Below are 26,284 nucleotides of genomic sequence, written 5' to 3' on the forward strand. Positions count from 1 at the left end.
CCTCTCTTTTGTGTCACAGCCGACATCTCTTTATCTTCTATACTTTTGCTTATTCATATTCATAAACGGGAAGTACACCTTCATTGTACGAGTGTGATATACATCACAATGTGATCGCGGTCACAGTGAATATGAGACATATGTGAACGAACGGAGGGACGACTGTGTACGACGGAGGAAAGGCTTCTATTTCTGCTTGCACAATGATTCAAATACAGGCAGATTGGGTACATACACCATGTAGGCATTCCGAATCTGCGATCGGCACATATGACATCAATGAGGGAGTATTTCAACGAAAAGCAAAGAGGGTCATGCAGAAACGTGGTGCAGAATCGATAGGATTCACATTTACGGCGGCAGAACATGAACGGGGGCGAAATATGAAGAATATGCCCGGTTCAGCCGGAATATACATTATGGTATAATACAAACAAGAAGTGCAAACTGCACACAGGAATTCAAAAAATTACAAAAGAAAGGATCAGGATACCAATGTGTCCCCGAAGGATGCTTCCCCAAAGGACAGTCTGGAAACGTTATGATCTTTCTTACATCTAGCTTCCTCTCGCCGATAGTTAACTAGTCACCTGACGGTAAGACTGACCGCGAAGGAAGCGTGAAAAATGATGCTGCGAAGGATGAATTCCTCATCTCGTTTTCTCGCCGTCGGTCGAAGGACTACTTTACGGACGACGAGAGGGAATGAAGATGAGGAGAAACGAACAATTACGTCAAATTAGTTGGATGCTGTTTGGCTCGATACTGTTGGCTTTCAGTTATTATCACATTAATTTTCAAAATCATTTGGCTGAGGGCGGATTTGTCGGCTTGGCGCTGCTTGGAAAGTACGCATTTGATTGGTCTCCGGCGCTGACCGTGCTGCTGCTTGATATTCCGGTTTGTATCGCCGCCTGGTTTTTTAAAGGGCGGACCTTCATTATGAATACGGCGATTGCTACTGGCGTATTCTCGTTGACGTACGAGCTGTGCGAACGCTATTCGCCTTGGGTTATGAATTTTGGCGATAACATGGTGCTGGCAGCGGTTGTGTCCGGTGTGTTAACCGGTCTGGCCGCAGGGATCGTCTTGCGCCACGGAGGCGCAACTGGCGGCGACGATATTTTGGCGCTGTTCTTGAGCCGCGTGACGAGCTTAAGCGTTGGCACGGTGTTTATTCTATTTGATATAGCGGTATTGCTGGTGTCCTTGTTCTACTTGCCGCTTGCTGATACGTTGTATACGATTTTGGCGGTCAGCATTGCGGGACAGATCATTACATGGACAGTACATGCTGGAACGACTCGTCGTCGCTCTGTGCCTGTGCGGCCTGCGGTCCGACACCAACATGGATAACTTGAATTCAAGTTCATTAGAAGAACCGTCCGATTACTTCCTGCAGGAAGGGAATCGGGCGGTTCTTTGTAATTTGTCAGTCTATACCTCGCATTACGGGAAGCTGATATGCTGGACTCCCGCGAATATATAATTCCACAGATCAGTGTTCGCTTCTCCATCGAGAGGTGCTTCAATGGCACAGATGTGTTCAAGCGGCCAGTGGCATTCTAAGACGCCGTAGTTAGAAGTATGATTGACGAGGAGAACATGAAATTGATTTTTCACAATAGCGCGCAATTCGGCCTGAAGTTCAAGCGCTTCCTCATAAGTTCCGCCCAAGCGCAGCAATAAAATCCGTTGACTGCATTCCATTTTTTCGAAAAAACGAAGTATGCGCCGGTTTACCTTTTCCTTAAATGAAGGATAGCTCGCCCAATGATCTAACTGGTTGTAAGCAACGGGAAAGTCGTGGGCCGACATAATGTTGTATTCGTTGTCTCGGATTAGGAAATTGAGTCCGCCCGCGTGAGTACCGATGACAGACATATGAGGGAGTTCCATAAATCCGGCGAACCGGTTCCGCAGAAGCTTGCTGACGCCGGGCAGCGACGGAGAAACCATCCAGTCCAATACTCCGCTGTAATGCCTTAATTGATGAATGGCGAGCTTATTGGCGGCGTAACAATTGCTGCCTAGACTGAACACGGCATCGTAGCTGCCTCTAGTTTGTGCTAACTGCATACAATCATCTCCTCTACCATTTGTAGTATAGTATGCAGCGTTAACTAGAAGGGATGGATCAATGACTCCCTGCACGAACGGAATCGGATAATGACAGAAGTTAAAATAAAAAAGAAGCAGAATGAATGTTCGCCATATATCTGTCATAAGCTTGTTCCAAGGACAAGTGAAGGAGGGGGCGAAATATGGAATCTCTGATGAAAGCGATGCTTGATAAGCTGCCGTCGTGGTCGTATCAGCTGTTCGCAGTCGTCATTGCGGCAGGCTTGGTGTTTTATTTTATAAAAACGTTATATATCAATAAAAAGTTCACCGAGGTCGTTCACGAAGTGCTTCACCGCGAGGATCGGCTGCAGAGCTTACAGGTGAGGGTGGATGAACTGCAAACGGTCGGCCTTAAGACCGAGCACGCTTCGCAGCAGACCTTATCGGCGCTTAGGAACATCAAGCCGTTCGTAGAGACGCTAAATGGGCTGCGTGCGTTGGACGATCCGTATACCGTGCTTCATGAATCGGCCTTCTTATTGCAGCGCATGCTCGATATGCTGGCAGTGGACATGAAATGCTCGCCCGGCGGTCATCACCGCTGCGGCATTTGGGTGTATGAGGAGCCTTTTGTGACGCTTCATTTGGCTTCCGCCGGATTTCCGAAGCACTACGTCGATACGCGGCAGCTGCATATCGATCGTTCGGTTGTCGGACGTTCCTTCCGCAAGCAGATGACTGTGCAAAGCGCGGATGTGCTGAAGGATGAAGATTGGGAGCGCAATCCCGAGTCCAAAAGTCCGTACCGCGCCTTAATTTGCATTCCGCTTGGCGCTTTCGGGGCACTGACGATAGACGGATTGGAGGCGTTCAATGAGTCGAGCGCCGTCATCGGCGAGCTGTATGCCGCTGTTTTCACAGGGATTATGACGGAGCGGCAGGCTGCTCTGGGAAGGTTCGGAGAAGACAGAGGGGGGCCAGCATCGGCAGACTTGGCCTAGCGGGCGCTGTGAAGAGGCTGTCTGCAGAGCGCGGAGCCAGCCGGCCCATAAAATAAGATCATTCCAGGGGTATGCCGGAGGAATGACCTTATTTGCTGTTATTTCCGGAACAAAGACAGCAACAAAGATGCGACGAGGCTAACAATGATGCACGTGACGATTGGAAAATAGAAGGTCGAGTTTTCCTTTTTGAAAATAATATCGCCAGGCAGCTTCCCGAGAGGAATCCAGCGGCTTACAACTGCCCAGAGCACACCGATAACGATGAGCGCGATGCCTAATCCGATCAATATTTTAGGAATGGATGGCATATGCAACGTACCTCTCTCTGAAACGTATTGGTTTATGCGTAGTTGTAACTCTATTATACCCTTTCGGGACTTTTGCGGCGCAGACGAGCGTCGAAATTTTAGCGTGGAAAAGGAAGTGAATATATGCAGCTGCAGCACCTGCAAGTACGGGATCGGTCCTTGGCAGAGCGGATGGTGCATCCGGATAGCGACGTTATGTTTGCCGGCATTCTGGCAGGCGATCATCCAGGCGAAGTATGGGTGGATGACACGGAGGAGCCGAAGTTGGCTTTGGTATGGTCTTATGGACTAGGCAGCTTTTATATGACGGGAAGGGATGAAGCCGGCTTTATTGCCCGATCATTCGACTCATTTATCGAAAATGAAATTATGCCTTTTCTTAAAAAGCAGGATATACATTGGATTGAGCTGTCCGCAGATAGAGAAGAGTTCTATGTGTCGATTCAACAAGCGCTGAGGAACATAGAGCTTCAACAGGACTGGCAATTCGTGTACAAGGATCAGCCGCTGATAGCGGGCGAGACGCTGGGAACAAAGAAGGTTGCGATTCCGCCACATTACAATGTCGTAGAAATGAATCATGAATTCATTACTTCCGTGACAGAAGGAAAGATAGGGAATGCAGACTTTTTGATCCAATATATGTTGCCGTTTTGGGGCACGATAGAACAATATTTGGTCAAGGGTTACGGGTACGCAGCATTGACAGAACGTCAAGAAATTGCAAGCATTGCAGTCAGTACGGTCCAGTATGGCGGCTATCACAATATCGGAGTGGAGACGTTGGAGCCGCATCGTCGTCAAGGTTTATCCAGTGGCCTGGTTCAGCTGCTGCTGCAAAGGTACCGCAGGCACGGCATTCAACCTTGGTGGGATTGCATGGAGGAAAATACAGCCTCGCAGCGGACCGCGGAACGGGCTGGCCTGTCCCTTGCATTTCGGTATAAATTGTTATGGTTCCGCTTCTGATCGGCTACAAATGCGGTTACGAAATGTAGGGTTTTGGGTTATACTATGGGAAGAAAGGCATACCAATCTAAGGGAGGGGTAGAAAATGAGTCATTTCACTATCAATCTCACACAAATTGGTGGCGCTTATCAACAAGGCGATTGGAAGCTTGTCGACTCCATTTATTCAAGCGCCAGACAACGCATCTCCCAAGGTGGTTCCATTCTTTTACAAAGAGACGTGCCGAATGGCCCTTCCATCATGGTAAGGAAGTTTGAGCAGTCAGAAGAACTGGAAGAGTGGATTCGGCATATGGAAGAAGAATACTGCCTTGCGGAACCTTATTGATGGTAACGAATGTAATAAAGCGATTCGGCCGCTGATGATTCAGCGGCTTTTTTGTCGCAGTCATGCCATGTTCAATGCGAAGCGGTAGGGGACCAGCCTATCCTGTGTGCTTATCTGCCTTGATCTGTGCGGTCGGACATGATAACCTATATCATATAGGAAAACTTACGATTTACCGGAATCTATATGACTTCAGGAGGTGCGCGTATGGCAACAACCCATTTGATTCAGAGTAGGCGAAGCCATATTAGCTTTTTGTTTATTATACTCCTGCTGTTGTTTTCCGCTTTCACCCCTTTTGTCGCGGAAGAAGACCGCGCATTCATGAACGGATCCTCGAAGTTGGTCAAAAATTTCAGCGAACACCGATACACGGCTACTGTCCGGTGCACTACCGCCTTGAAACATCTTTTGATCCATAAAATGGCGTTGATGTTCGTTATCTTCTCCATGTTTTTTATAAAAAAGGTCTCCTTCCCACTATTGCATTTTCACACCCGTTTTTCAGTCTTAATGAAGCGCTTATTTCTTATGCCCATCAAATTCACCTCGACGTACGTGATTTGTTTCCGTTAATTTATTCGATCGTCTCTTCATAGCCGCACTTGCGGGACTTATGTTCCGATTCGACACAAGCGAGGGCTTCGTTGGGGTCATTGATCCCGTTCATTTCTACTATGCGAGTATTTTCGTGCGTTTTAGCATTCAAGCTTTATATTATTAAAGTTATTTATTTCACAATAGCTCATTGTGCAAATCACGACATGTTGGAGGTAATTGCATTGAATATACGTGAGTCTGATCTGCCTGGAATCGGCCGTAAATACCAGATTGAATCCCGTAATGGAGATATGTTTGTCGTTATTATCCATGATGATGGACGCAGGGAAATATATCATTTTGATCGTCATGATTCGGAAGAAAGCGTGTCGATGGTGTCGCTCGAGGATGACGAGGCCAGACAGATTGCTGGAATCATCGGCGGAATGACCTATAAGCCGAAGGCGTTGGAAACCGTTGAAGTGGCATTGGACGATTTAATTATTGAATGGTACAAGATCGAATCCCATGCCAAATGTGTCGGCAAAACGATCGGGGAGATGAAAGTCCGCGAAACAACCGGGGCTACCATTATCGCCGTCATTGAAAAAGAGCAGGCAAAACAGATTAATCCTGGGCCGGATTATACGTTTTCTGCCTATTCCACGCTTGTCGTAGCCGGGGAAAGGCAGAATCTTAAGCTGCTCAAGCAATTGCTGCTGAGCGGAAACGAATAAATACGGACAGCATTCGGGAGCTAGTAAGGCAGCTGCCATGCTGCATGGTTTAGTTTTCCCTATCGTGTAACAAGGTTCGGGGCGAACGTCTCGAGAGTACTCGCGTCTAAATCTTCGAAATAGGGGGAAACATGGATACGATAATATTTGAAGTAGGTCTTGCGATCGCGTTAATCGGACTTGTTGGTGTCATCGCAACCAAGCTCCGTTTTTCGGTTATCCCATTTTATATTCTCGTCGGAATGGCTGTGGGGCCGCATGCCCCTCACTTTTGGATTTTTGACTTCCGCTTCATTGAGAGCTCCGTCTTTATTGATTTTATGGGCCGGATGGGCGTACTCTTTCTGCTCTTTTACTTAGGTCTGGAATTCTCGGTCGGGCGTCTCATCAAGTCAGGCAAGTCCATCGTCGTGGGCGGCATCTCTTATGTTGCCATCAACTTCGTGTCAGGGCTTCTGCTTGGCTGGCTCATGGGCTTGCCCCTTCCCGAAACGCTCGTCATTTGCGGTATCATGACCAGCTCTTCCACGGCCATTGTCGCCAAAGTACTGGTTGATTTAAAGCGGACTGCCAATCCGGAAACCGAAATCATTATGGGCATGATTATGTTTGATGATTTGTTCATCGCGATTCATATGTCCATCTTGTCCGGACTCGTATTGAGCGGGGCTGCCTCGTTCACGGGTGTGCTGTTGACTTCTTTGTCCGCGCTCGCTTTCATTTTATTGTTTATTATTTTGGGCAGGAAAATCGTGCCTGCTATCGACAAAGTATTGAATGGCAAGTCTTCCGAATTGTTCTTGCTTCTTGTGCTGGCCGCTTTATTTCTTATTGCAGGCTTTTCGGAAACGCTGCACGTGGCGGAAGCGATCGGGGCGCTATTGGTCGGGCTCGTTCTGGCAGAGTCCACACATGTGAAACGGATTGAGCATCATGTGATGAACTTCCGTGATTTCTTCGGCGCCATGTTTTTCTTCAGCTTCGGTTTGACCATCGATCCTTTGTCCTTAGGCGGGGCGATCGGAATGGCTGTCGTTGCCGCTATTCTGACGATTATCGGCAATATTATTTCCGGTATGTTGGCTGGCCGTGCGGCAGGAATGTCCACGCGGGCATCTGCCAATATTGGGTTTACACTTGCTTCACGCGGTGAATTCTCGATTATTATGGCGAACATCGGTAAGGCGGGAGGATTGCTGCCGGTCGTGCAATCCTTTGCGGTGATGTACGTCCTCATTCTCGCAATTTTAGGTCCGCTGATGACTAAAGAGTCAAAGACGATCTACAATTTTTGCCATAAAAGCGTACAATGGGGAAATTCAGTCGTCTCGCGGAAGAAGAAGCAAGGCAAGCAGCAAGAGAAAGGGAACGAAACGGAAATAGACAATTAAAGCACTTATGAAATACAAAAAAAGCTCCGGAGCAATCCGGGGCTTTTTTTTGTATTTCATTTCTATGCGGGCCGCCATGTGAAATAATGGAGTGAAATGATAACGATATGAACAGGCAAGGAAAGAGAAATGAAGTACTATGTCTGTTACAAAAATAGACGGATTCTGGGCCCGATGACGAAAGAAGAAGCGATCCAGCAATTGTTCGAGCTCAAAGGAACATTCAAGCGTTTATACGTCCTTATTGTCGATGAGAACGGGAAAGCAGTTGGGCGGATTGGACGGAAACGTTAAGGTACGCAGGTCAAGTGGCCATGTATCAGTTACGCAACTGCTGCATATTAACGGGAGGAAACGTTGGAGGTCTCATTAACAACAAATGTGGATAGTGATTTGCAGCCAAGTTGAGGGTTATCGGGAGTCGATACCTGTTGATAACTACTTAATTTTCAATTCGTCTCGTATTATTCCGTGACTCGTTCCTATCAGCACTTCTTTGCCATGTTGATTACGATAAACTGACTTTAGAGCTACCTTTTTAATTCCTTCCATTTGTTCAACGCTTGTGAGAGTTATCTCACAGGTAATCGTATCTCCGGTAAAGACAGGTCTTACAAATTCACTAACCATTTCTCTTGCGATGTAATTTAAATCCCCACCAATTTTAGTTCCAATACTTGCAGTAAATAAACCGTGAACCATTAAACGCCCCTTTTCATCACGCTCCACATGATGCTTTCCTTGGTCACCTGAAAGATGCGCGAATTGTAATGTTTCTTCCTCCGTAAAGGTTCTTTCCCAAGTAAAGACATCACCAGCTCTAATGATCATTTTATCTCCTCCTTATCAATCTAATATTCATTTTTTACCTTACCATAAAAATTTAGGGAAATGAATGCTGATTGATATCTTCTATTGGTCCCAATATTATGATTTTTGTGTTTAGCAAGAAGTGATGCATTTCGATTTACAAGGGGGTTTTACAAAAATAAATTGGGCGCCCCTTTCGGGACGCCCTCATGGGAGAGGAGAAACCGGACGAAGAGCTTATGGGGAAACGTAAGTCTTCTCCGCGGTTGTCTACGACATACAATGATGTCGATACTTTAATGATTGCCCGTCTGGCGAAAAATATACATGCTTTTTCGTTAAGTTGGTTTATTTTTATGTTTGCTTCAATAAAGCCTCCCCGGGATTGACATCCTAACTTTGTTTGCGGCATGCTTGCCGTATTCCAATTGAATGAAGAAGGAGACTGATCATGAACCATCTTATCTTATACGCCCATCCGAATCCGAACAGCTTCAACCATGCTATTCTCGAGACTGTGCAATCCGAGCTTGCCCATCAAGGCCATGAAGTACGAGTCCGGGATTTATATCAATTGAAATTCAACCCGGTTCTGTCTGGGGATGACTTTGTTGCATTTCAACAAAACCGGCTGCCGGCCGATATTGCAGAGGAACAGCAGCATATTACGTGGGCGGAGCATATCGTCGTCATCTATCCAGTATGGTGGGCCGGATTACCGGCAATATTGAAGGGATATATCGATCGGGTGTTCAGCTATGGGTTTGCGTATAAATACGGGGAACAAGGAAATATCGAACAGCTGCTGAACGGGAAAGCGGCGCTGCTCATTTCGACGCATGGAAATTCAGAGGAAAATTACCGCCAGAACGGCATGTATGAGGCGATGAAAAAGACGTCAGATTACGGTATTTTTGAATTTGTCGGCATGAAGGTATTGGAGCATTCATTTCCCGCATCCGTCACGACGGTAGACGATGCTGCTCGCAAAAGCATGCTGAGTGAAGTGCAGCAATTGCTGAAGCAATTGCACGCATAAGGAAATACCTTGCTTGGAACTCTTTCTGGAACGGTGCAGAAAGAGTTTTTTATTTGGGAAGCAGCCATATGCAAATGCTTTTCCTTTTTCAAAAAGAGGGGAAATGTGATACGATAAACGTCGAAAACATGACCACACATCATGTAAATAAAGTGAAATGCACAGCAAAGAACGGGTGAAGTCATTGAGAGTAATATCAGGAACGGCAAGAGGCCGTTCGTTGAAGCCGGTGCCGGGCATGGGAACGCGTCCGACTACTGATAAAGTAAAAGAGGCGTTGTTCAGTATGATCGGCCCGTATTTTGACGGGGGACATGCGTTGGATTTATTCGCTGGTACAGGCGGATTGGGTATTGAAGCGGTTAGCCGTGGAGCGGAAATGGCGATCTTTGTCGATAAAGATCCGCGAGCGGTTGAAGTCGTGCAGCATAATGTGGAGGTTGCGGGCATGAAGGAACAGTGTGAAGTGTATCGCAACGATGCGCGGCGCGCAATCAAAGCATTAACGAAGCGTGACATCCAGTTTCAAATGATTTTTCTGGATCCGCCCTATCGATTAAAGGATGCTGACGAATTGCTTATGAGCATGTGGAACGGCGGCCTTATCGCGCGCGATGCAACGATTGTGGTGGAACATGATGCCAGACATCAGTATCCTTCGTCAGTCGGTCCTCTCTATGTGTGGAAGCTGGCTGATTATGGAGAAATCGCACTGACGATGTACAAAGTATCGGACGATGCTCCGGTCGATGCATCGCAAGCGGTTCTGCTAAATTAAGGAACAACGAACAAGTAGCTATAGGAAGGAGCAGGTGAGCATATGACAGACATGATAAAGTACGCACATCAACCGCGAATTGCGGTATATCCGGGAAGCTTCGATCCGGTAACGCTCGGGCATATAGATATTATTCAGCGTGCGTCGAAGCAGTTCGACAAGCTTATCGTCGCTGTATTGAACAACTTAAGCAAAAATCCGCTATTTAGCGTAGAGGAGCGGAAAGAGCTGCTGCGTCAGGTAACACGCGACATGCCGAATGTAGAGATCGACAGCTTTCGCGATTTGCTCGTCAACTATATGGAAGACAAGCAGGGGCATGTTATCGTGCGCGGCATCCGTTCTGTGACTGATTTCGAATATGAACTGCAGATGGCGTCCACGAACCAGAAGTTGAATCCTCGGGTGGAAACGATATTTATGATGACGAACCCGAAATTTTCGTATTTAAGCTCCAGCATGGTCAAGGAGATCGCGCGCTTTAGCGGAAATGTAAGCGAAATGGTAACTTCAGAAGTAGAAGCAGCGATGCGATTAAAGTATAAAGATTTTGTATAAGAGGTTGAATACGACTATGAGGATGGCGCGGATCTTATCGACGGTTACTAATCCACCGCAGCATGCGTGAGACCGCTATGAAGCAGAGCAGCAGCAAGCCAAGCCCAGGAATGAGCACGAGTGATTGTGACCAGCCTGTATAAGCGGCTAAAGACGTTAACTTCTCGTGTATAAGAGATGATGCGGGCACAGCGCTCGAACTCGACGCGGCATTGGACAAGTCTGGCAAGGTTTCAAACGCCGATAACGCTGAATCCGAATCATGGAACAAGGCTTGCAAAGGCCACCATAATACATAAGTCAGCAGATAGGCGGCAACTGCATGAACAATACGAGAAGCGAGGAAGCGCATGTAACGCAAGTCAGTACCCTTCATTAGGCTGTGGACTTGCATATGAGCGCTTACGCCGCTCCATGCGATGACGGCACCCAGTAGTGCTGTCTGGAATAACGTTGATTGAAATGCAGCCGAGCCGAACGTATAGGCGCCCAAATTCACCTCCAACAGACCATTCAGCATGAAGCTGCCGAGCTCCTGCGGAATTGCGATGCGCAGCACACGGATAATGACGGAAAAAATCATCATATATCCGCCAATCATCATGAGCGTCTGCACGGCGGAGGTGACGGCGTCACCGAGCAGCTTGCCGAAGGGCCGTCCATCCTGGCGGTGCGCAAGCTCCATTGCATCGAGCATGCGACGATAGAAGGGCAGCCGTTTGGAGCGACGGAGTTCGCTAACGCTAACCGACTTCGGTTCGGGATGAAAAGCGTCGGTTGACCGCAATATAAACATGGCAAGGATAGCGGACGCCCAATGCACGATCGCAATAATGAGACCCACTTCCGCCTGCTGCACGAAGCCAACACCGACGACAGCAATCATAAAGATCGGGCTGCTCGCATGAGATAATCCTAGCAGTCTTTCTGCTTCACGACGAGTGAGGGCTTGTTGCTTGCGCAGCCGGATGACGGCTTCCGCACCGGCAGGATAACCTGCGGTCCAGCCGACAGACCACGCCCAGCCGCCGACACCTGGAAGCCGGAACAATACACGCATTAACGGGTCTAGGAGAACGCCCAGCCCGTGGACGAATCCATAGGCGATAAGAATTTCGGATAATACCAGAAATGGGAGCAGTGCAGGAAATATAATATTCCACCATACTTTTAGGCCTTGCAGAGAGGCTTGAAATGCTTGATCGGGATAAGAAACGATACAGAGCACGAGCAGAACAGCTGTGCCTCCCATGACAAGCGTAAACAGCGGGTGTTGGGTAACGGACGAGCGGAATGAGAACATGATGTTCACCTCTCTTCAGGAAATCGGGGTTACGTCAAGACTTAAGAAGAACGGATGCACAAAAAGATAGGAAATTAGATTTCTTCATCATGTTTACGCCATAAGGACGGGCATTAGACCAGATTTGTACAAAGCCGTGTCGCTTGAATGGAGTAACGGTGAAAGCAGCAAGGGAGGTTGGAGTGATGCGAGAAGAGACGATGCAGCATGGCAACAAGCCGCAACGGCCCCGGATGCATGGCTGGAAGTGGTTCTTTGCCGGACTCCTATTCGTGTATGTCATGGTATATATGCCAACGCCTTATGTCGTATTTACGCCGGGCAGCGCCGAAGAAGTGAAGCCGATGGTTAGCGTAAAGGCAGGAGACGAGGCCGAGGCAGGGACGTTCATGTTGACGACCGTGCGCCGGACGTATGCCAATATTGCTATGTTAGTGTGGAAGGCGTTCGATCCGAATGCCGAGTTCGGTAAAAAAGAGGAGTCTCTTCGCGGGCGCACCGAGCAGGAGTATGCAACCGAGCAGATGTTCAATATGAGCAATTCCCAGCTTGGCGCGGTGCTGGCAGCCTATAATCACTTAAACATACCGTACAAATTGGAGTCGCAAGGCGTCTATGTCGTCTCCAATGATCCGAAGCTTGCCCACAATGAATTGCAGACGAACGACCGCATTTTGGAAGTGGGCGGAGTGAAGGTCGATGAATTTGCTGATTTGCTGCAGGCGCTGCAGGGACGTAAGGCAGGGGAAACATTGCAGGTCAAGGTACAGCGCGGCAAAGAAACCAAACTCGTAAATGCTACGCTGGTTGAAATCCAGGATGGCAATGACCCAAGCAAGAAGCGAGTCGGACTTGGTCTTTATTACGGGGAGAAAAAGGATGCGGTTCCAACTGACCGCAATAAAACCGTAACATTTAAAGAAAGCGATATAGGAGGTCCTTCTGCAGGACTTATGTTCACGCTGGAACTGATCAACCGGCTGTCGCCGGGCGATCTGACCCAAGGCCACCGCATTGCAGGAACCGGAACAATCGATCTGGAAGGCAATGTCGGCCCTATCGGTGGGGTGCGCCATAAGGTTGTAGCGGCCGATCGGGAACGAGCCGAGCTATTCTTGGTGCCGGAAGGCAACTACGAGGAAGCGCAGGCGAAGCTGAAGAAGATGAACACGAAGATGAAGCTCGTTCCTGTCCGGACGCTGCAAGATGCGCTTCAAGCCATCGAACAACTCGGACCAGTGAAGTGACGGAGTAGTCAAAAACAAAGTCGAAATCAAATTGTAAATGACCGAACAGTTCGGAGTAATAGGCAGGTTAAGAAGACAGGCGGTTGGCATAGAAGCCTACCGCCTGTCTTACGCACAGTTAGATCCGGCGCGGTGCCTCATAGTAGTCCCGAAAGGCGGCACGCGTATTCCAGGGGGCGAAGGCGTTCGCGTATACGGCGGTTGCGCGCGTGTCGGCTGGTAAGCCGGAGACCCCACCGAGGCCGGCATTCTCGCGGTTGACGCTCAAGACGACGGGGAGCTCGGCTCTCTTTTTCATACGCTTCAGCAGCATCTGGCCTTGAGCGCTAAAGCCAAGTACCCGGATGTAAGAAGGGCCTTGAGCAATGGCATCCGGTCCAAAGTGAAACTTGTCGTGATGAAGCAAAATATGGGTAAGCATACGTTGTAATTTTGTATGTGTATACCGCTTCGTCTTCAATTCATTCAGCAGCGACTCGACGCTCGGCTCCCCCAAGTGCTGCAGCGCATGCTTGATACGGTGCTCCAACCCTTCCGTCACCTCGAGATGCTGAGCCAGCGCTTCGGGTGACAGCATATGGAGCCGATATAGAAGCTCGCGCACAAACCGATCCCACCCCATGGGAGCTCTGCCGTCTGCCGTGTCCCGCTCCAATATTTGCAGCGTTGGCTGCGGAATATAAGGGGCGCATGCTTGCACACTTCCCGTCTCTGCCCACAGGCGTCGAAGTGCTGTAGCGCTCGCAATCGGGTGATCGGATACGTTCGCATCGTGGTATCCGGCTTGCTGTCTCCCGATCGTGAAGGGTTCGATGTCGCTCTGAAGCCGGCGTAAAGCGAGCATGTAGTGCAGACCGAGCGAATTGTTGGGCTGCGCGATCCAGTCCATATCGGTGCCGATTGCGGCTTCCGCGGAATGCAGAGGTGCGCCCTTCTTCGAGTCTTCCGTGGCGCCGTCTATCAGCGCGCGTCCTGCGGCGCAGGCGTATGCAGCGGGGTAGCTGCGTCCCGACTTCAGTTCCTCCCGCAAGCGGCGGGCAAAGCCTATTGGCTCCTTCACAAGCGCGGCGACCGCTTGTTCGATTGGGCGCAAGTCGCCTTGCTCGCTGCCGAAGCAGAGCGCGTCTATGACCCCGGTCGCCTGCAGTGTCGCCACAGAGCCATAGGCGAACCATTCCGCAGGTTGAACGGAATAGGAGACAGGCAGCTCCAGTACGAGATCGACGCCGTTGGCAAGCGCCATCTCCGTGCGCGCCCATTTGTCAGCCAGCGCCGGTTCGCCGCGCTGCAGAAAATGACCGCTCATGACGGCGACCACTGCATCGGCGCCCGCACATTTTTTGGATTGTTGGAGATGATATAGATGACCATTGTGCATTGGGTTGTATTCCACAACAATTCCGACCGTTCTCATTCACGTCACTTCCTTTCAGGCGGAGAATGCGGTAATATGGTATCTCAATGGGATGTGTTTCACGGCAATCCGTTCGCAATATCAATCAAATCATACCACGGATTAGCGAATTTCAATAGAAACTGAGCTTACCTGTCCCTAAGAAACTGTCAAACGAATTTGGTTGACAAAGCATGACGTTAATCGCTATAATTAATTTTGTTTGTTTGGAGTGATGATATATGGAATTTCAGTTCCGAGATGTTGCCGTAAAAGGACAGGAAACGCATGTTCAATCGACGTTTGTCGCTGATGACATTGCGCGGAATCGCAATGACGTTTCCATTTCTAAGCCGGTTGATGTCGACTTGACGGTGAAAGCGGAAGGCGACGGAAGAGTTGGTGTACATGGTCAACTGACCGCTACACTGGAACTCGTATGTTCTCGTTGCTTATCGACATTTACCGAAACCTATGTCATTCCGTTTGATGAGCAATTTAAGCTGACGGACTCTACTGATCTTCCTGCGGAAGGCGAGGAGGACGATGTCATTTCGGTGACAGCAGACCTTATCGACTTACAGCCTTATGTGGAAGAGGCGCTCGTGATCAATTTGCCGTACGCACCGTTGTGTGTCGAGACGTGCAAGGGGCTGTGCCCGACATGCGGCACGAACCGCAACGAGCAATCGTGCGATTGTCGCAATGAGCGTATCGACCCGAGACTCGCGGGGTTACAAGATTTCTTTAAGAAATAGCAGCTGACAGTAGAAGTGCATGTAACTTGGGTAAGGAGGTGTAAACATGGCAGTACCTCAAAGAAGAACGTCCAAAACACGTCGTGACAAGCGCCGTACGCACTTCAAGTTGTCCGTACCTGGCATGGTAAAGTGCGAGCAGTGCGGTGAATTGAAATTGGCGCACCATGTATGCAAAGTGTGCGGAACATACAAAGCAAGAGAGATTATCAAACAGTAATCGTATATCCATACGGGAAAAGGTAGTGCTTCATCACAAGTGAGGTGCTACTTTTTTTTGTTATTTCAAAAACTGGTCCTTTCTTTTAACGGCGTTTTTATATATACTACATTTAGTACCAGGTTCTAAACTGCGTTTCAAAGAGATTGTTCAAATCATGAAAAATGATTTACGATATACATAACGGATTTCATGTGGCGAAAGCTAACCGGAACCGAGATTAGGGTGCAAGAAACAAAGGTGGTGCGGGACATCGAACGTTTACCTAAACGAAAACGCCAACAGCAGTTGGTCAAAATCATTGAAGAGAACCCGTTCGTAACAGATCAAGAATTAACCCGCATGCTGAAGGTGAGCATCCAAACCATTCGTCTGGATCGAATGGAATTGGGGATTCCTGAACTGAGAGAACGATTGAAGTTGATGGCTGAACGTTCTTACGACCAAGTTCGATCCTTGCCGCTGCACGAAGTCATCGGCGACATTGTGGACCTACAGTTGGATCGGAGCGGAATTTCCATCTTCGAAATTCGGGAAGAGCACGTGTTCTCAAGAACGCATATCGCCCGCGGACATCATCTGTTTGCGCAAGCCAATTCGCTTGCGGTCGCTGTCATTAATGACGAGATTGCGCTTACGGCTTCGGCAGACATTCGATTTGTCCGTTCGGTTAAGCTGGGGGAAAAGTGCATTGCCAAAGCTTACGTGCGTTCCATCTCAGGAAGTCGAAGCAAAGCGAAGGTCGAAGTATTCAGCTATGTCGGAGAAGAAATGATATTCCAAGGTCATTTTATCATTTACCGCTCAGCCAGTGCGATAAACGGTAGCGAAGGAGGAGACGAGCATGAGAATCGCCATTGATGCCATGGGCGGAGACCATGCACCGAAGTGCAATGTGGAAGGCGCCCTCGCGGCGGCGAAAGAGTGGCCCGACATTGAATTGCTGCTGGTCGGGGACGAAGGGAAGCTGTCGCCGTTGATGGCAACCCAGCTGTCCAATGTCCGCATCGTGCACGCTGCGGATACGATTAATGCAGATGACGAGCCTGTGAAGGCGGTAAGGCGCAAGAAGGAAGCCTCCATGGTCGTTGCCGGTCGAATGGTGCGCGAAGGCGAGGCCGACTGCATGATTTCTGCCGGCAATACGGGTGCCTTAATGACGACTGGCCTCTTAGTCGTCGGACGTATGAACGGTGTGGAACGGCCTGCCTTGGCGCCGATGATTCCGACGATGGACGGCCGCGGGGTGCTTGCGCTGGATTTAGGGGCCAACATGGATGCGAAGCCGGAGCATCTCGCGCAATATGCGCTTATGGGCAGCATTTACCGGGAGAAGGCGCACGGCATTGTGAACCCGCGTGTCGGGCTGCTTAACGTCGGAACGGAAGCGATGAAGGGAAATGAACTAACGAAGCTCGTCTACCCGCAGCTTGCTGAATTGCCGATTCACTTTGTCGGCAACGTCGAGGCCAGGGATGTGCTGGAGAGCAACTGTGACGTGCTCGTTTGTGACGGATTTGTCGGCAACGTCATGCTGAAATCGCTGGAAGGCACGGCGGGTTCGTTGTTCAGTGTGCTGAAGCAGGAATTTACCCGCTCTTGGTACACGAAGCTTGCAGCGGCTATCCTGATGCCGGGCTTGAAGCGTCTGCGCAAGATTATGGATTACAAAGAGCACGGAGGAGCTCCGCTGCTCGGATTGAATGGCTTGGTCATTAAGGCGCACGGTTCTTCGGATTCGCGCGCGATTGAAAATGCTATTCGCCAAGCGCGGATGGCGCTGCAGAATGAATTAATCCAAACGATTTCCATGGGAGTCGGAGGAAGCAATACTGGAAAGTGAGTGATGCGTAATGAGTTTGCGTTCGGTTGGCATTATCGGTACTGGGAAATATGTACCCGAACGCGTGTTGACCAACAGTGATATGGAGAAGATGGTCGAGACGAGTGATGAATGGATCGTGTCCCGTACGGGAATTAAAGAGCGGCGCATTGCCGCGGAGCATGAAGCGACGTCGGATTTGGCATTTCATGCTGCCGAACAGGCGCTTAAAGCAGCCGGTATTACAGCTGAACAGTTAGATTTGATTGTGGTGACTACCGTAACACCGGATACGACGTTCCCCTCGACGGCCTGCCTTGTTCAGGAGCGCCTTGGTGCCAAGCGTGCCGCTGCCTTTGATTTGTCCGCGGCTTGCTCGGGCTTCGTATATGGACTGGCTAATGCGAGCAACTTTATCGCGATGGGCATATACAAGTATGCGCTAGTCATCGGTGCGGAATGCTTGTCCCGGATTACGGATTACACGGATCGCAATACGTGCATCCTGTTCGGTGACGGTGCGGGTGCCGCTGTATTAGGGCCTGTCCCGGAAGGACGCGGGTTCAAGTCGTTCGTGCTTGGCGCGGATGGTGGCGGTGGCGAGCTGCTGAAGCTGGAAGCAGGCGGATCGCGCATGCCGGCTTCAAGTGAAACGGTTCAGAACAAGCGCCATTATATTTACATGAACGGTCGTGAAGTATTCAAGTTTGCCGTGCGCATTATGGGAAGCGCGGCGGAAGAGGCGCTTGCCAAGGCTGGCAAGACCAAAGAAGATATCGATCTTCTCGTCCCGCATCAGGCGAATACGCGCATTATCCATGCTGCGCTTGAGCGCTTGAACTTGCCGGAAGAGAAGTGCATGATTAATTTGCCGCGTTATGCCAACACATCGGCAGCATCGATTCCGCTCGCGCTGGCAGAGGCGGTCGAGGAAGGACGAGTCCGTGAGGGAGACACGATTCTTCTTGTCGGCTTCGGCGGCGGCTTGACTTGGAGCGCTTCGGTTATAGAGTGGTAAGAAGGAGTGGACAACATGGGGAAAATGGCATTCATCTTTCCAGGGCAAGGATCGCAAGCTGTCGGAATGGGCAAGGATGTATATGACGCTGTACCGGCTTCTCGCGCGGCGTTCGACACGGCTGAACGTGTGCTTGGCTTCCCGCTTAGCGAGATGGTGTTCGACGGCCCAGATAGCGATTTGAAGCAGACGGCCAATACGCAGCCAGCTCTTTTGACGACAAGCTACGCGCTATACAAGGCGTTCGCAGCTAAAGGAATTCAACCGGATTACGTGGCAGGGCACAGTCTGGGAGAATATAGCGCACTCGTCATTGCCGGCGTGCTCCGGTATGAGGATGCCGTTGCTATCGTGCGCCAGCGTGGTCAATTCATGGAACAGGCTGTACCGAGCGGACAGGGAGCAATGGCAGCCGTGCTTGGTGCCGAGCGCGAACGATTAGGTGCGCTCTGTGACGACATTACTGCCGATACTGCGCCTGTCGAGATGGCAAATGTCAACTGTCCGGGGCAAATCGTCGTATCCGGTTCGAATGCCGGAGTTCAAGCGCTGGTGGAGCGAGGGAAAGAAGCGGGCGCCAAACGCGTCATTCCGCTCGAAGTGAGCGGCCCATTCCATTCGACGTTGATGAAGCCCGCAGCAGAACGTCTAGGGGAGGCACTGCGTGATGTGACTATGCAGGACGCTCACATCCCTGTTGTCGCCAATGTGTCCGCCCGTCCTGAGCAGCAAGGAGAACGCATTCGGCAATTGCTTGTCGAGCAGGTATTCTCACCTGTACTGTGGGAGGATAGCGTTCGTTACATGATCGAACAGGGTGTCGATACGTTTGTTGAAATCGGTGCGGGTACGGTTTTGGCAGGACTTGTGAAAAAAATTGACAGATCCGTACGCGTTATTTCGATTAACAGCCTGGAAGCTATCGAAGCTTACGAATCTTAGTTGATAAAGCTTTGTAGCTAGCAAAAACAACAATCGGGCGCAGCCCGCTGCGGCGTGCGCCCGGAACCTGTCAAGGGAGGGAAATATCGATGTCCAGCTTGGAAGGCAAAGTTGCTCTCGTAACAGGAGCTTCGCGCGGTATCGGACGTGCTATCGCACTCAGTCTGGCGGAAGCCGGGGCAGACGTCGTCGTGAATTATGCCGGAAGCGAAGCTGCGGCTAACGATACGGCAGCGGCCATTGAAGTGCTAGGGCGCAAGGCGCTAACCGTCAAAGCGAACGTAGGCAAAGCGGAAGAAGCTGAGCAGCTTGTAAAGACGACCTTGGAACAGATGGGACGAATTGATATTCTGGTGAATAATGCCGGCATTACAAGAGATAATTTAATTATGCGTATGAAAGAAGAAGAGTTCGACCAAGTCATTGAAACGAACCTAAAAGGCGTGTTCAATTGCATTAAATCGGTCACTCGCCCGATGATGAAACAGCGCTCGGGACGCATCATTAATATTTCTTCCGTTGTAGGCGTAATCGGCAATCCAGGACAAGCGAACTATGTTGCGGCGAAAGCCGGCGTCATCGGCCTCACGAAGGCATCCGCGCGTGAACTCGCTTCCCGCGGCATTACGGTCAATTGTGTCGCTCCCGGTTTCATTGAAACCGATATGACAGACGCACTGCCCGAGGAGTATAGACAGCAGCTGCTTGCGCAAATTCCGCTCGCCCGCCTAGGTCAGCCGGAGCATATCGCCAAGACGGTGCGCTTCCTTGCTTCGGAGGATGCTGAATATATGACCGGACAGACAATTCATGTCGATGGAGGCATGTACATGTAGGGCTTTCCAGTCTATGAAAACATGGACTTTAAGCATTTTTTTGTTAGCCGTTTTAATATGGCAATTTAAAACGATTTCTCGTATAATACCAAAGAGGAGGTGAACCGGATGTCAGCAGAAGTGTTGGAGCGTGTAAAACGCATCATCATTGAGCGCCTTGGCGTAGATGAAGCGGAAGTAACGCTTGAAGCATCTTTTAAGGATGATCTTGGCGCTGATTCCCTCGATGTTGTGGAATTGGTGATGGAATTAGAAGATGAGTTTGATATGGAAATCTCTGATGAAGACGCAGAGAAAATTACTTCAGTTGGAGAAGTAGTGAATTACATACAATCTCATAAGTAAGCTTGTAAGAGTCCCGTTCTTCATTAGCGGGACTTCTCCTCATTATTAGATTATGTATGTTAATGCGTCGCAGGCGCGTACAATAAATAGAAGCACGGAACTGTATATAATAGAGGTGATTTCATTTTGAAGCACAGGGTTGTGGTGACCGGCATGGGCGTCGTAACCGCTCTCGGTTCGGACCTTGAAACATTTTGGAACAGCTTGCTGGAAGGCAAGTCAGGTGTATCCCGAGTCGAGGCATTTGATGTGACGGATTATCCGACGCAAATTGCCGCATCCGTGAAAGACTTTAATCCAGAAGCGTACATGGAGAAGAAGGAAGCGCGCCGAATGGACCGTTTTGTCCAATTTGCCGTCGCGGCCAGCAAGAACGCTTTGGAGGATGCAAATCTGAATGTGAGGGAACAGACTGATCCGGATCGTGTCGGCGTTATTGTCGGCTCAGGTATTGGCGGTCTGGGAACTTGGGAAGAGCAGCATACGATTTTGATGGAAAAAGGCGTAAAACGCGTCAGTCCTTTCTTCATTCCGATGATGATCGCGAACATGGCTTCCGGCCAGGTGTCCATGAAAGTGGGCGCGCGCGGACCGAACACGGCGGCAGTGTCCGCTTGTGCGACAGGGACGCATTCCATCGGCGACGCTTACAAGATTATTCAGCGCGGCGACGCTGACGTTATGATTTGCGGCGGCGCAGAAGCAACGATTCGTCCAATCGGGATGGCTGGATTCTGTTCCATGCGGGCGATGTCTACGCGCAATGACGAGCCTGAACGCGCGAGCCGTCCTTTCGATGTCGATCGAGACGGGTTCATAATGGGTGAAGGCGCCGGCGTTCTCATTCTCGAATCGCTGGAGCATGCGTTGCAGCGCGGTGCGCGTATTTATGCGGAAATGGCAGGCTACGGCATGGGTGCTGACGCACATCATATGACTGAGCCGGATCCGACAGGGGCAGCGCTGTGTATGACACGCGCCATTCGCGATGCGGAAATGAAGCCGGAACAAATTGATTATATTAATGCGCACGGCACGTCCACGCCGGTTGGAGACAAATCGGAAACGACGGCGATTAAAAGCGCATTAGGGGAACATGCTTATAAGGTAGCGGTAAGTTCGACGAAATCGATGACAGGACATTTGCTTGGCGCAGCCGGCGGTGTGGAAGCGGTCATTTGCAGCTTGGCACTGACGCATGGTATCATTCCGCCAACGATTAACTTGGAGAATCAAGATCCTGAATGCGACCTGGATTACGTGCCGAATGTGCCGCGTCAAGCGGATGTGCAGGTAGCCATGTCGAACTCATTCGGATTCGGAGGACACAACGCTACGATTCTCTTGAAGAAATTCGAAGCATAAGGAGTCAGACTGTTGAGTGTAGAATTGAAGCAGTTACAGCAGAAACTGAACATTCATTTTCGTAACAGGCAGCTGTTAAAACAGGCGTTTACCCATGCTTCCTATGTAAACGAACATCGCTTCGGTCAGCACCAAGACAATGAACGCCTTGAATTTTTGGGCGATGCTGTGTTGGAGCTGACGGTGTCAGAATTTTTGTTTCATCAATGTCCGACACGGCCCGAAGGAGAATTGACAAAGATGCGGGCCTCCATCGTGTGTGAGCCTTCTCTCGTCAAATTTGCCAATCAATTGCACTTTGGCAAGTATGTGCTGCTTGGCAAGGGAGAAGAACTGACTGGTGGGCGAACACGTCCTGCGTTGTTGGCCGATGTCTTTGAGTCGTTTATCGGTGCGCTATATTTGGATCAAGGGTTAGAGGCGGCTCGAGAGTTTTTGCGCCGCCATATCTTCCCTCAGATCACGCTCGACGGCAAGCTGCAGACGAATGATTATAAGACGCAGCTGCAGGAGTTGACGCAGCATCACAATTTAGGCGCGCTTGAGTATCGTATCGTGGAGGAACGTGGGCCGGCACATGAGCGGGAGTTCGTATCCGAAGTTGTCATGGGAGAAGAATGTCTGGGTCGCGGCATTGGCCGTTCAAAGAAAGAAGCCGAACAACAGGCGGCGGCGCAGGCACTTGAGCACTTAATCATTCCGAAATTATAACGTACTGTAAAGGCCGGCGCTTCGTCGTCGGCCGGTTTCGCAGAAAGAGCAAAGAACAGCGCGCGGGACGAAGCGGAAGGCATTCCGTGTACAGGCTGGTTTTTGCTCTTTCTTTGTCCGAAGTTACGTTAAGCAACAAGACCGATAGCAAAAGAGAGCGTCGAACCGGAATAGCGATATGGTACAATAAACGTTGAGGTGATTGAAGAACGATGTTCTTAAAACGGTTAGAACTGGCGGGCTTTAAATCGTTCGCGGATCGGACGGAATTGGAGTTCGTTCAGGGAATTACCGGTGTCGTTGGTCCGAACGGCAGCGGAAAGAGCAACATCTCTGACGCCATCCGTTGGGTGCTGGGCGAGCAGAGCGCCAAATCCCTCCGGGGCGGAAAGATGGAGGACATCATCTTTGCGGGCAGCGATGCGCGTAAAGCGGTAAACGTAGGGGAAGTGTCATTGACGCTGGATAACAGCGATCAGGCACTGCCGCTCGATTTTAATGAAGTTACGGTTACCCGACGTGTTCATCGCAGTGGAGATAGTGAATATTTTATCAACAAACAGGCGTGCCGATTGAAAGATATAACGGAACTGTTCATGGATACGGGGATAGGGAAAGAAGCGTATTCCATTATCGGACAGGGGCGGATAGAAGAAATTTTGAGCACACGCTCGGAGGACCGCCGCGGCATTTTTGAAGAAGCTTCCGGTATCGTGAAATATAAATCCCGCAAACGGGATGCGAAGAAGAAGCTGGATGAAACGGAGCAAAATTTGCTTCGTATTCACGATCTGGTCGTTGAGCTTGAGGATCAGATCGGGCCGTTGAAGGAGCAATCCGAGAAAGCGCGTCATTATAAGCAGCTGCGGGAATGGTTGAAGACAAAAGAAATTGCCGTCTACGTCCATCAAATCGAGCAGCTGCATCTGTCTTGGCAGCAAGCGAACGACAAGCTGGCTGTGCTGAAGGAACGGGAGCTGGCGCTCTCGACGGTGGTGAGCGAGCATGACGCGAAGCTGGAAGTGCACCGCGTGGAGCTGCGTAAGCTGGAAGAAGAGCTCGAACGTTTGCAGACGACCTTGCTTCACTATAGTGAGGAGTACGAGAAATGTGAAGGTCAAGGGGAAGTGCTGCGTGAACGCAAGCGCAATCTGACGGCCAATGAGCAGCAGATGAAGTCGACGCTCTCGACGACGTCCGAACGGATGCGTGCCAAGCAGTTGGAAGTGCATGCCGTGCGGGAGAAGCTGACCGCGGTAGAGACGGAGCTTGCCGAGATCCGGCGCCATATTCATGCGGAAGAAGCGAAGCTGGTCGGTGTCGTGGGCGGGACGAGCTCAGACGCGGAAGAAAGCTTAAAGGGCGAGCTGCTTGAAATCATGAATCAAATGGCGCAGCAGCGCAACGATATTCGTTATTACGATCAGCAGAAGGAATCGCTGCAGAAACGTCTCGATAAGATGAAGCAGGGGCGGAACAAGCGCGAGCAGGAACAGAAGGATCTATGCAAGCGTATGGACGATACGAAGCGTCGAAGTGAGACGCTGGCGGATGATTTGGCATATATCCGCAATCGTTATCTGCAGGAAAGCGAGCAGTTGAAGAAGGATGAAGTGCTGCTTGACGAGACGCAGCTGGCTGCGCGGAAGTGGCAGCAGAAAGCCGACGCCTTAGTTTCCCGTCGCGATACGATGAAGGAACTGCAGAATGACTTTGACGGCTTCATGCTCGGAGTGCGCGAGGTGCTGAAGGCGGCACGCCGCCCGAATGGACTGCAGGGCGTTCATGGGGCTGTGGCAGAGCTCATTCGCGTTCCGGAAGAGCTGGAGACGGCGATCGAGACAGCGCTCGGTGCGGCATTGCAGCACATCGTCATGGAGAACGAAGTGGTGTCCCGCACTGCGATTACGTTTTTGAAGCAGCGTCAACTGGGGCGAGCTACGTTCCTGCCGCTTGATGTCATCCGCAGCCGTTCGATTCACGATACGGATCGCCGTATCGTAGACGGATTGGATGGCATGATTGGCGTAGCGGCGGACTTGGTCAAGACGGACAAGGCCTATGCCAACATTGTAGGCAGCCTGCTGGGCAACGTCGTCATTGCGGAGACGCTTGAGGATGCGAACCGCATCGCCGCGAAGCTGCAGTACCGTTACCGTGTCGTCACCCGCGAAGGGGATGTGGTGAATGCGGGCGGCTCGATGACAGGCGGCAGCTTGAACAAGAAGAGCGCCAATCTACTCGGAAGGAAGCGGCAGATTGAACAGCTGGATGCCGAGATTACAGAGACGGATAAGCAGCTCGTCAAGCTGACCGAGTCCATTACAGAATTGAAGCAGCGCACGACAAGCGGAGTCAAACGTCTCGATGACCTTCGGGAGCAGGGCGAGAGCAAACGTCTAAGCGAACAGCAGCTGGCAAGCGATCTGGCTCAACTGGAGAAGGAAGAGCGTCAGCTGGCGGAGACGCTTGAAATGGAAGGCCAAGAGCTTGCACACGCAACGGAAGAGATGGCTACGTTGGATGCGGGACGCCGGACGGCGGAAATACGCCTCGCTGAGCTGAAGATCGATGAGGATCGTCTGCACGTCTCCATTGAATCTGCGGAATCAGCGCGCAAGGCGAATGAGTCCGTGAAGGAAGAGCTGCAGACGCAGCTGACGGACATGAAGGTCCGGCAAGGGAAGCTGGACCAAGAAATGTTCTCCTTACAAGAGCAATTAAAGCGCGCAGAGCAGGAAGCGACTGCGTATGAGCAAGAATATACGCAGTTGACGCAAGGGCTCATTCAAGTTCAAATCGATCTGGAAACGGTCGAGCGCGAAACGATGAAGCAGACCGAGGATCTGAACCACTTCGGGGTTAAAAAGCAGGAAACTGGGAAGCAGATCGAATTCAAGCGTGCTGATCGTGCCCAATCCGTCCAGCGGCTTGAACTTGCGGAAAGCGATACGAAAGAGCAGCGTACGGAATTAAAGCAAGTGGAAGAGGCAATGCGCCAGACGGAGATTCAAGCGAACCGTCTGGATGTCGAACTCGATAATCTGTTGCGCAAGCTGAGCGATGAGTATGAAATCAGCTTCGAACTGGCGAAGCATCGCTATGCAGTGCCGGACAACATTGAAGCGGCGCAGCAAGAGGTTCGCGACTTGAAACGGCAAATTTCCGCTCTTGGCGAGGTCAACCTGGGCGCGATTGAAGAGTTCGAACGCGTGAACGAACGCTATCAATATTTGAGCAAACAGAAGGATGATCTGATCGAAGCGAAGACGACACTATATGAGGTCATTCGCGAAATGGACGAAGAGATGTCGAAGCGGTTCAAAGCGACCTTTGACGAGATACGCAAGCAATTCGTCGTCGTATTTTCGAAGCTGTTCGGCGGCGGTCGGGCAGATCTCGTCTTGATTGAACCCGAGAACATATTGGAGACGGGCATCGACATTGTCGCGCAGCCGCCTGGCAAGAAGCTGCAGAATCTACAGTTGCTGTCGGGAGGGGAACGCGCCCTTACAGCCATGGCGCTCTTGTTCGCCATTCTGCACGTCAAGCCAGTGCCGTTCTGTGTGTTGGACGAGGTAGAAGCGGCTCTGGATGAAGCGAATGTGACCCGTTTCGCACAATATTTGCGGGAATTTTCCGAGCAGACGCAGTTTATCGTCGTCACGCACCGCAAAGGCACGATGGAGGAAGCGGACGTGTTATACGGCGTTACGATGGAGGAAGGCGGCGTATCGAAACTCGTATCCGTCAGACTGGAAGATGATGAAGCAATTATTGCATAAGGAGCGGAGGAGC

The 26,284-nt window shown here is 50.4% G+C and carries 27 protein-coding genes; 22 read left to right on the forward strand and 5 right to left on the reverse strand.

The genetic code is table 11. The annotated features are described in order from the left end of the window. Nucleotides 1-705 precede the first annotated feature (705 nt). The gene (locus A372_RS35135) at nt 706-1,356 is read left to right on the forward strand and encodes a YitT family protein (RefSeq protein WP_036705748.1); all 651 of its coding nucleotides are present in this window, start codon (nt 706-708) and stop codon (nt 1,354-1,356) included. A gap of 93 nt (nt 1,357-1,449) precedes the next feature. Here the strand turns inward: A372_RS35135 and A372_RS0131395 are convergent, their stop codons facing one another. Further along, a complete protein-coding gene (locus A372_RS0131395) occupies nt 1,450-2,079 on the reverse strand; it encodes a DUF1796 family putative cysteine peptidase (RefSeq protein ID WP_019424914.1) in 630 nt (209 codons plus the stop codon). A gap of 185 nt (nt 2,080-2,264) precedes the next feature. Here A372_RS0131395 and A372_RS0131400 point away from each other — a divergent pair, with 185 nt between their 5' ends. Further along, nucleotides 2,265-3,065: a GAF domain-containing protein gene (locus A372_RS0131400; RefSeq protein WP_019424915.1), complete on the forward strand. Its 801-nt coding sequence runs from the start codon at nt 2,265-2,267 to the stop codon at nt 3,063-3,065. Nucleotides 3,066-3,163: 98 nt separating this feature from the next. Here A372_RS0131400 and A372_RS0131405 read toward each other — a convergent pair whose 3' ends face one another. Then, nucleotides 3,164-3,376 (reverse strand): DUF2905 domain-containing protein, encoded by a 213-nt coding sequence (locus A372_RS0131405; protein WP_019424916.1) that lies wholly within the window; start codon nt 3,374-3,376, stop codon nt 3,164-3,166. Between the two features lie 123 nt (nt 3,377-3,499). Here A372_RS0131405 and A372_RS0131410 point away from each other — a divergent pair, with 123 nt between their 5' ends. From A372_RS0131410 to A372_RS37820, 5 genes are all read left to right on the forward strand, one after another. Continuing rightward, nucleotides 3,500-4,345, forward strand: a complete 846-nt coding sequence (locus A372_RS0131410) for a GNAT family N-acetyltransferase (protein WP_019424917.1) — start codon at nt 3,500-3,502, stop codon at nt 4,343-4,345. Nucleotides 4,346-4,430: 85 nt separating this feature from the next. Next, a complete protein-coding gene (locus A372_RS0131415; protein WP_019424918.1) occupies nt 4,431-4,673 on the forward strand; it encodes a hypothetical protein in 243 nt (80 codons plus the stop codon). 782 nt (nt 4,674-5,455) lie between these two features. After that, nucleotides 5,456-5,950 (forward strand): cation:proton antiporter regulatory subunit, encoded by a 495-nt coding sequence (locus A372_RS0131425; protein WP_019424920.1) that lies wholly within the window; start codon nt 5,456-5,458, stop codon nt 5,948-5,950. Between the two features lie 131 nt (nt 5,951-6,081). Next, nucleotides 6,082-7,341, forward strand: a complete 1,260-nt coding sequence (locus A372_RS0131430) for a cation:proton antiporter (RefSeq protein ID WP_019424921.1) — start codon at nt 6,082-6,084, stop codon at nt 7,339-7,341. 129 nt (nt 7,342-7,470) lie between these two features. After that, on the forward strand, nt 7,471-7,635 hold the full coding sequence (locus A372_RS37820) for a hypothetical protein (RefSeq protein ID WP_019424922.1): 165 nt from the start codon (nt 7,471-7,473) through the stop codon (nt 7,633-7,635). Between the two features lie 144 nt (nt 7,636-7,779). Here the strand turns inward: A372_RS37820 and A372_RS0131440 are convergent, their stop codons facing one another. Then, on the reverse strand, nt 7,780-8,172 hold the full coding sequence (locus A372_RS0131440; protein ID WP_019424923.1) for a MaoC/PaaZ C-terminal domain-containing protein: 393 nt from the start codon (nt 8,170-8,172) through the stop codon (nt 7,780-7,782). 430 nt (nt 8,173-8,602) lie between these two features. Between A372_RS0131440 and A372_RS0131445 the strand changes: the two genes are divergently transcribed. The 3 genes from A372_RS0131445 (at nt 8,603) to coaD (ending at nt 10,526) form a co-directional block, all read left to right on the forward strand. After that, the gene (locus A372_RS0131445) at nt 8,603-9,190 is read left to right on the forward strand and encodes an NAD(P)H-dependent oxidoreductase (protein ID WP_019424924.1); all 588 of its coding nucleotides are present in this window, start codon (nt 8,603-8,605) and stop codon (nt 9,188-9,190) included. A gap of 157 nt (nt 9,191-9,347) precedes the next feature. Further along, nucleotides 9,348-9,968: a 16S rRNA (guanine(966)-N(2))-methyltransferase RsmD gene (gene rsmD, locus A372_RS0131450; RefSeq protein WP_083858987.1), complete on the forward strand. Its 621-nt coding sequence runs from the start codon at nt 9,348-9,350 to the stop codon at nt 9,966-9,968. A gap of 42 nt (nt 9,969-10,010) precedes the next feature. Next, entirely contained in the window at nt 10,011-10,526 is a 516-nt protein-coding gene (gene coaD, locus A372_RS0131455; RefSeq protein WP_019424927.1) for a pantetheine-phosphate adenylyltransferase, read from the forward strand. 34 nt (nt 10,527-10,560) lie between these two features. On the opposite strand, the gene A372_RS0131460 is transcribed toward coaD, so the two are convergent. Then, nucleotides 10,561-11,829: a nucleoside recognition domain-containing protein gene (locus A372_RS0131460; protein WP_019424928.1), complete on the reverse strand. Its 1,269-nt coding sequence runs from the start codon at nt 11,827-11,829 to the stop codon at nt 10,561-10,563. A gap of 185 nt (nt 11,830-12,014) precedes the next feature. Between A372_RS0131460 and A372_RS0131465 the strand changes: the two genes are divergently transcribed. Next, entirely contained in the window at nt 12,015-13,076 is a 1,062-nt protein-coding gene (locus A372_RS0131465) for a YlbL family protein (RefSeq protein ID WP_019424929.1), read from the forward strand. Between the two features lie 118 nt (nt 13,077-13,194). On the opposite strand, the gene A372_RS0131470 is transcribed toward A372_RS0131465, so the two are convergent. Further along, nucleotides 13,195-14,490 carry a nucleotidyltransferase gene (locus A372_RS0131470; protein WP_019424930.1) on the reverse strand — a complete coding sequence of 432 codons (1,296 nt, stop codon included), beginning with the start codon at nt 14,488-14,490 and terminating at the stop codon, nt 13,195-13,197. Between the two features lie 221 nt (nt 14,491-14,711). Here A372_RS0131470 and A372_RS0131475 point away from each other — a divergent pair, with 221 nt between their 5' ends. The 11 genes from A372_RS0131475 to smc all read left to right on the forward strand — a co-directional run bounded on the left by A372_RS0131475 (nt 14,712) and on the right by smc (nt 26,271). Continuing rightward, entirely contained in the window at nt 14,712-15,227 is a 516-nt protein-coding gene (locus tag A372_RS0131475; protein ID WP_019424931.1) for a YceD family protein, read from the forward strand. Between the two features lie 46 nt (nt 15,228-15,273). Then, entirely contained in the window at nt 15,274-15,447 is a 174-nt protein-coding gene (gene rpmF / locus A372_RS0131480; RefSeq protein WP_019424932.1) for a 50S ribosomal protein L32, read from the forward strand. 240 nt (nt 15,448-15,687) lie between these two features. Beyond that, on the forward strand, nt 15,688-16,308 hold the full coding sequence (fapR, locus tag A372_RS0131485; RefSeq protein ID WP_019424933.1) for a transcription factor FapR: 621 nt from the start codon (nt 15,688-15,690) through the stop codon (nt 16,306-16,308). Next, a complete protein-coding gene (gene plsX / locus A372_RS0131490; protein WP_019424934.1) occupies nt 16,292-17,290 on the forward strand; it encodes a phosphate acyltransferase PlsX in 999 nt (332 codons plus the stop codon). The genes fapR and plsX overlap by 17 nt, the downstream gene beginning before the upstream one ends. A 10-nt stretch (nt 17,291-17,300) precedes the next feature. Further along, on the forward strand, nt 17,301-18,287 hold the full coding sequence (locus A372_RS0131495) for a beta-ketoacyl-ACP synthase III (RefSeq protein WP_019424935.1): 987 nt from the start codon (nt 17,301-17,303) through the stop codon (nt 18,285-18,287). A gap of 15 nt (nt 18,288-18,302) precedes the next feature. Next, the gene (gene fabD / locus A372_RS0131500) at nt 18,303-19,229 is read left to right on the forward strand and encodes an ACP S-malonyltransferase (protein ID WP_019424936.1); all 927 of its coding nucleotides are present in this window, start codon (nt 18,303-18,305) and stop codon (nt 19,227-19,229) included. Nucleotides 19,230-19,318: 89 nt separating this feature from the next. Beyond that, nucleotides 19,319-20,065 (forward strand): 3-oxoacyl-[acyl-carrier-protein] reductase, encoded by a 747-nt coding sequence (fabG, locus tag A372_RS0131505; RefSeq protein ID WP_019424937.1) that lies wholly within the window; start codon nt 19,319-19,321, stop codon nt 20,063-20,065. A 108-nt stretch (nt 20,066-20,173) separates the two neighbouring features. Beyond that, nucleotides 20,174-20,410, forward strand: coding sequence for an acyl carrier protein (acpP, locus tag A372_RS0131510; protein ID WP_019424938.1), 237 nt, complete (start codon nt 20,174-20,176; stop codon nt 20,408-20,410). Nucleotides 20,411-20,536: 126 nt separating this feature from the next. Continuing rightward, complete coding sequence (gene fabF / locus A372_RS0131515) at nt 20,537-21,775, forward strand: beta-ketoacyl-ACP synthase II (protein ID WP_019424939.1); 1,239 nt, start codon at nt 20,537-20,539, stop codon at nt 21,773-21,775. A gap of 12 nt (nt 21,776-21,787) precedes the next feature. Next, nucleotides 21,788-22,486, forward strand: coding sequence for a ribonuclease III (gene rnc / locus A372_RS0131520; protein WP_019424940.1), 699 nt, complete (start codon nt 21,788-21,790; stop codon nt 22,484-22,486). Nucleotides 22,487-22,698: 212 nt separating this feature from the next. Beyond that, complete coding sequence (gene smc / locus A372_RS0131525) at nt 22,699-26,271, forward strand: chromosome segregation protein SMC (RefSeq protein WP_019424941.1); 3,573 nt, start codon at nt 22,699-22,701, stop codon at nt 26,269-26,271. Nucleotides 26,272-26,284: the final 13 nt, after the last annotated feature.

Origin of the sequence: Paenibacillus sp. OSY-SE (assembly GCF_000283315.1) — a bacterium.
In the GTDB taxonomy this organism is placed as follows: Bacteria; Bacillota; Bacilli; order Paenibacillales; family Paenibacillaceae; genus Paenibacillus_B; species Paenibacillus_B profundus.